Source organism: Chitinophaga sp. GbtcB8 (assembly GCF_019091455.1).
In the GTDB taxonomy this organism is placed as follows: domain Bacteria; phylum Bacteroidota; class Bacteroidia; order Chitinophagales; family Chitinophagaceae; genus Chitinophaga.
Genome location: NZ_JAGXJN010000058.1, coordinates 25,198 through 31,255, shown reverse-complemented (window position 1 = coordinate 31,255; position 6,058 = coordinate 25,198). Strand labels below are relative to the sequence as shown.

The following is a 6,058-nucleotide window of genomic DNA, read 5'->3' as shown; positions in this document are numbered from 1 at the left end:
CCTGAACATTGGCCCCAAAGGTTATCCCGGAGAAATATACGGCGGTGCATCTTATTGGGATACAGAAGCCTACTGCATTCCTTTTTACCTGGCCACGGCCGATCCGCAGGTAGCGCGTAACCTGTTGCTGTATCGTTACAATCATCTGCCCAAAGCCATTGAAAATGCCGCCAAGCTGGGTTTCAGCAACGGCGCTGCATTGTATCCCATGGTGACCATGAACGGGGAGGAGCGCCATAATGAATGGGAAATTACATTTGATGAAATTCACCGCAATGCCGCTGTTGCATTTGCCATTTATAATTACACCCGCTACACCGGTGATACAACATACCTGGCAGACTACGGCCTGGAAGTATTGATCGCTATTGCACGCTTCTGGGCGCAGCGGGTGAGCTGGAGCAGCGCCCGCGACCAGTATGTAATGCTGGGCGTAACAGGCCCTAATGAATATGAGAACAACGTAAACAATAACTGGTATACCAGCACCATGGCCGGCTGGTGCCTGGAATATACGCTGGATGCGCTGCATACAGTGCAGCGCCAGTGGCCGGAAAAGGTAACCGCCGTTATTGCAGCTACAAAATTCCGTGCAAAGGAAGAAACAGCCCAGTGGCAGCATATCATCCAAAACCTGTATTACCCGGCAGATGAAACGCTGGGCATTTTCCTGCAGCAGGATGGTTACCTGGATAAAGAACAGATCTTAGCCAAAGACCTGGACCCCGCACAACGACCGCTGAACCAGCATTGGAGCTGGGACCGTATTTTGCGCTCCTGTTTTATTAAACAGGCAGATGTACTGCAGGGATTATATTTCCTGGAAGAGCGTTTTGATGAAGATACCCTGCGCCGCAACTTTGACTTTTATGAGCCGCGCACGGTGCATGAAAGCTCCCTCTCACCCTGCGTGCATGCTATTATTGCAGCAAAGCTGGGCGATGAGCAGCGCGCCTACGAATTTTACCTGCGCACTTCCCGCCTGGACCTGGACGATTATAATAATGATACGGAAGACGGTTTGCATATTACTTCCATGGCCGGTACCTGGATGAGCGTGGTGGAAGGTTTTGCCGGTATGCGCGTACGCAGCGGTCACCTGCACCTGGCGCCTTTCCTGCCGGCTAAATGGCAATCCTTTGCCTTTAAGATCCGCTTCCGCGGCGCCCTTTTAAAAGTGCAGGTAGATAAGCACGGCGTAAATATTTTCAATCAGTCAGATAAGGAAATAAGCGTGTACATTCACGATACTGCGTACATTGTAAAACCACAGGATTCAATTACAATTGCGAATTATCAACACCTCTCCTCATGAGTACAGCATCACTAAAACCTGCGCTTCGTTTACCGCAAATATGGAACATGAGCGTAGGTTTTTTAGGTATACAATTCGGTTTTGCCCTGCAAAATGGCAATGCCTCCCGTATCCTGCAAACCTTTGGGGCAGATGTGGAGCATTTGTCGTTATTCTGGCTGGCAGCACCGCTTACCGGCATGATCGTGCAACCCATTATCGGTCATTTCAGCGACCGTACCTGGAACCGCCTGGGACGCCGTAAGCCCTACTTCCTGTTTGGCGCGCTGGCCGCTGCATTGGCATTGGTATTATTGCCCAATGCCGGTGTTATCACCGCCTTGCTGCCGCCCATCTTAATAGGCGCCGGTATGCTCATGATCATGGATGCATCTATTAACGTAGCCATGGAACCTTTCCGTGCGCTGGTGGCTGATAACCTGCCGGATGCACAACGCAGCACCGGTTTTTCCGTACAAACATTTTTAATAGGCATAGGCGCAGTGGCAGGCTCCTGGCTGCCTTACCTGCTGGCGGAATACGGGCATATTGCCAAAACCGCTGCTCCGGGTGCTGTACCGGATAATGTGCGTTACTCTTTTTATATAGGCGCAGCGGTATTGGCCGGCGCTATTTTATGGACCATCTTCACCACCCGCGAATATTCACCGCAAGAACATGCCCGCTTTAACCCGGAAGAGCCGGAGCGCAATACCGCTAAAGGCCTTACTGTTATCATCAAGGATTTTGCTAACATGCCCCTGGCCATGCGGCAGCTGGGACTGGTGCAGTTTTTTTCATGGTTTGCGCTGTTCTCTATGTGGGTGTTCACTACGCCGGCTATAGCGCAGCATGTGTACCAGGTATTGCCGGGCGACACCTCTTCAGTGAAGTTTGCAGATGCAGGTAACCAGGTATCTTTCCTTTTTGGTATTTACAATGGTGTCTCCGCCGTATATGCGTTATGTTTACCCATGCTGGTACGTTTAACCAGCCGCAAAACCACGCATGCATTATCCCTGGCATTGGGCGGTATCAGCCTCATATGGATCTATTTTATTCATACACCGGGTTGGCTCATCTGCCCTATGATCGGTATCGGGCTGGCCTGGGGAAGCATCCTCTCTATGCCGTATGCCATGTTGTCCAGCGTATTGCCGGTACAAAAAATGGGCGTGTACATGGGTATCTTTAATTTCTTCATCACCTTTCCGCAAATTGTAAATGGTTTATTAGGTGGTTTGATCGTGAAATATATTTTCGGCGGCCAGGCCATTTTTGCGCTCACCATGGCAGGGGGGTGTATGTTGTGCGGGGCAATAGCGGTATTATCTGTAAAGGATGGGGAGCGCCCCCTGCTGAAAATAAAAAGCACCCGTACAGATGCTGCACGGGCGCTGTGATATGAATGCGGGGTGAATCCTGCGTTACTACATGAAGAATTGTTCTGATATAATTTTTCCGTCCTTTACCTCGTACACACAAAGCTCAGACATTTTCATGCGCCCCTTTTGTTTCATGGTCATGTCCATGGTCATAGAAAAAGCAAAACTGTTCTCTGCAAAAATGGGGTCGCTGATGTCAACGGGTCCGTGTATGGCTTCAACCATCGACTGAAATTTTTCTCCCTTCTCTAATATCTCATCTAATCCCTTTGTTTCCTTTTCAAAATCATCCGTAGCATACGGTTCAATGCTTACTGCATCTTTTGCATACAATTCTTTCTGCGCAGTTTCAAAATCACCTTTCCTGCAAAGCTCTGCCAGGCGGGCGGCGATAGCCCTCGTGGTCATGGTGGAAGTTGCTGTTGTCATGGTGAGTGGTTTTTATGATGATAATAATAACACAAAACTACGGCCATATATTTAAAGTACGGTGTAGTTATCATGTACACTTTTTAATAACTTCATACTTATGTATAATATTATATGTTTTGGCGAAATGCTGTGGGATGTGCTTCCACAGAAGGAATTGCCCGGTGGGGCGCCCATGAATGCTGCTTACCACCTGCAGAAGCAGGGACAGCAGGTAGCGGTGATCTCAAAAGTGGGAAAAGATAATTACGGTGAACGGCTGCTCACACTGCTAAAAGACAACGGCGTCACAACTGATTACGTGCAGCAGGATGCGCTGCAGCCCACCGGCAAAGTGCTGGCGCAGCCCATTGGTGAGCATGATGTACAGTATAACATACTGTTTCCCGTGGCCTGGGATTTTATTGAATGGCAGCCGGCATTGGGCACCTTGCTGCAGCAGGCGCAATACCTGGTATTTGGCAGCCTGGCAGCGCGGAATAATGTATCGCGCAGCACATTACAAAAGTTATTGAACTGGAAAATAAAAAAGGTGCTGGATATTAACCTGCGCCCTCCGCACTATAGCCCGGAACATATTAAAGAGCTGCTGGGGCAGTGCGACATCTTAAAATTAAACCAGGCAGAGCTGCAGCTCATCAGCAGCTGGTATGGCGCTTTCTCCACAGCTGAGGAACAAGTACGCATTATTGCCCGCCAGTTTAATATTCACACCATTGTTGTTACCATGGGCGCCAGTGGTGCGTTGCTGTATATGAATGATCGTTTTTATACGCATCCCGGCTTCCGTGTAAAAGTAGCAGATACCATTGGCAGCGGAGATGCATTCCTGGCAGGCTTTCTCAGTAGTTTAATCAAAGGCCGCACACCGGAGGAATGTTTAACCATTGCCAATGCCACCGGCGCATTGGTGGCATCGCGCTCCGGCGGCTGCCCGCCATACAGCCTGGGGGAAATAACCGCCCTTATGGAAGCTTAAGGCACTTCATCTCTTTGCAGTAAGGGCAGCAGCAGAAAACGGGTAGCTACAATGCCCACTGCAAAACCAATGGCCAGGATGATCAGTAAAGTATTCAGCGGCACGCTATGGCATTGCGCAGGATTATCGCTGATACCCAGCCAGGGCAATTTTTTACTGAGGAAGATTGCCATAGCTGCAGTAATAATAAACAGGTTCACCAGCACTATTAATAGTATCAGCACTTTCTTTTTGAGTTCCCATCCATCGCCGTTATCACGTATGCCGCCAATGTAGAAAACAGTAAGCGTTACTACCAGTCCAAAAAGTAAGATGGCGGCATACATAAAATAGGTTTCGCCCACATAGTCGGTTGTTTTTACGCTGCAGGGGTCGCGGAACATACGGCGGTAAGCATTCAGCTCACGTTTTATTTTTTGCCAGAAGGTAAGGTGCACGGGCAGGGGAGGGGTAAGCCTTATGGTATCCAGGAACACAGTGTCCGGCACTACAAATTTTGCGCTCAGCTCATCCCACAGGTCGGCGTAACCGTCGTCTGCACCCAGTGTCCACAGCGCCACGCCGCCCAGGTTATTGTTTAATACATAATCATATTTAGGCCCCAGGGTGCTGGCATCATCAAACCATATTTCCGAGGTCACATCACCAACATCATTTTTTTCTTCAATAAAAGCCGATTCCGCAATCTCATCATACATAGCAATGGTATCTGAGGGGTAACGCCTTTTAATATCATGATAGCTGATGTAATTACTAAAGCCATCCGGTTTGCCGTTTGTGCCTTTCTTCCACACTGCGCCATAATAAGGTAACAGCAGCACAAACTTGGCCGGCGGAATATCGCGCTGCAGGTAGCGGGAAACCGAAGCGTCAATAGACTGTGCGGGGCTGCCTTTCAGCGGCGCAAGCGCGCCGGCTATGTTGCCACTGGCACGGGTAAGATCTATCAGGAAAAAAGTAACGGAAGCATTCAGCGCCTGCAGGTCATACGCCAGCTCTTTATCAAATGCAGGCACCACTACGTTCACGGTATACCCGGCATTAAAGCTATGCAAATGGCTATACAGCAGCTGTATAAAATCAGTAAAAGCCTGCCGTTGTTTTTTATTTACCTGTTGGAAATAAATGGTTACTCCCCTGGCATGTTTTTGTTCCAATAAGCCCGCCAGCGTATCTGCAAATATCAGCTGCACATCTTCATGCTGTAACAGGGATGATATGTTGGCAGCGCTTTTGTCGGATATGATCAGCTGAATACTGCAACCCGCTGCGCTGGCTGCTTCCAGGGCTTTCAGACTGTCTGCATTAAAGCTGGCTTTTAGCCTTCCCGTTATGCCATCTACTGTATATCCTAGAAAGCTGAAGGTGGTGAGCGCACTGAAATTATAGTTCAGGTATTTATCCTCCATCCAGTAGGGATGAATGCCCATCACGTTCACCTTTTGGGTAAGGTTAAGGGTATAGCGTATGCCGGTGCTGTCGTTCACGCGCAGCGTGTCTACTTTATCGCCCGGGCGTCCGTAAATAGCGCGGATGGTTTTTAACTGCTCCTGCTTGGCTTTCTCTGCATCTGCCAGGTCTGTTTTCTGTTGCAGGATGGGCAGCATTTTATTTACCAGTGAGTTAAGGTCATTCTCCGGCGATGCAGCTGCCGTATCTTTTTTTACAGGTACCGTGTCTTTAGGCGGAGGCGGTACGCGGCAGCAGCTTCCCATGGTGCCTATAAGCACCACCAGGGAATCAAAATGCTGGTTCTCTGTTTTAGACAGCTGTTCATTCAGCAGCTGTATATCATGCGCAGTTACTACCAGCGAATCCGCCAGTATCTGGTTAATGATGCTGATCACGCGTTCCTGTTCGCGCGCTCTTGCATTCTTTGTGAACTTAAATGCGTTCAGTATCTTCCTGATCAGTTTAGCCTTAACAGCGGTGTCCTTAGGCATTTCAGGCTTGCTAACCTTATCGGGTATA

The 6,058-nt window shown here is 49.0% G+C and carries 5 protein-coding genes; 3 read left to right on the top strand and 2 right to left on the bottom strand.

Going from position 1 to position 6,058, the window contains the following annotated elements; translation table 11 throughout:
• A partial coding sequence (locus tag KVT36_RS30125) for a glycosyl hydrolase family 65 protein (protein WP_305858846.1) occupies positions 1-1,315 on the top strand: 1,315 nt, incomplete at its 5' end.
• A complete protein-coding gene (locus KVT36_RS30120; protein WP_217607139.1) occupies positions 1,312-2,697 on the top strand; it encodes an MFS transporter in 1,386 nt (461 codons plus the stop codon). The genes KVT36_RS30125 and KVT36_RS30120, both read left to right, overlap by 4 nt.
• A gap of 27 nt (positions 2,698-2,724) precedes the next feature.
• Here KVT36_RS30120 and KVT36_RS30115 read toward each other — a convergent pair whose 3' ends face one another.
• A complete protein-coding gene (locus KVT36_RS30115; protein ID WP_254640263.1) occupies positions 2,725-3,108 on the bottom strand; it encodes a nuclear transport factor 2 family protein in 384 nt (127 codons plus the stop codon).
• 100 nt (positions 3,109-3,208) lie between these two features.
• On the opposite strand from KVT36_RS30115, the gene KVT36_RS30110 reads away from it, so the two are divergent.
• Positions 3,209-4,087, top strand: coding sequence for a carbohydrate kinase (locus tag KVT36_RS30110; protein ID WP_217607138.1), 879 nt, complete (start codon positions 3,209-3,211; stop codon positions 4,085-4,087).
• Here the strand turns inward: KVT36_RS30110 and KVT36_RS30105 are convergent.
• Entirely contained in the window at positions 4,084-6,030 is a 1,947-nt protein-coding gene (locus KVT36_RS30105; RefSeq protein WP_217607137.1) for a glycosyl hydrolase family 18 protein, read from the bottom strand. The genes KVT36_RS30110 and KVT36_RS30105 overlap by 4 nt on opposite strands.
• Positions 6,031-6,058 lie beyond the last annotated feature (28 nt).

Bases quoted from the DNA above. Each gene is read 5' to 3' on its own strand.
- KVT36_RS30120 (WP_217607139.1), top strand. From the start codon at position 1,312: ATGAGTACAGCATCACTAAAACCTGCGCTTCGTTTACCGCAAATATGG.
- KVT36_RS30115 (WP_254640263.1), bottom strand. From the start codon at position 3,108: ATGACAACAGCAACTTCCACCATGACCACGAGGGCTATCGCCGCCCGC.
- KVT36_RS30110 (WP_217607138.1), top strand. From the start codon at position 3,209: ATGTATAATATTATATGTTTTGGCGAAATGCTGTGGGATGTGCTTCCA.
- KVT36_RS30105 (WP_217607137.1), bottom strand. From the start codon at position 6,030: ATGCCTAAGGACACCGCTGTTAAGGCTAAACTGATCAGGAAGATACTG.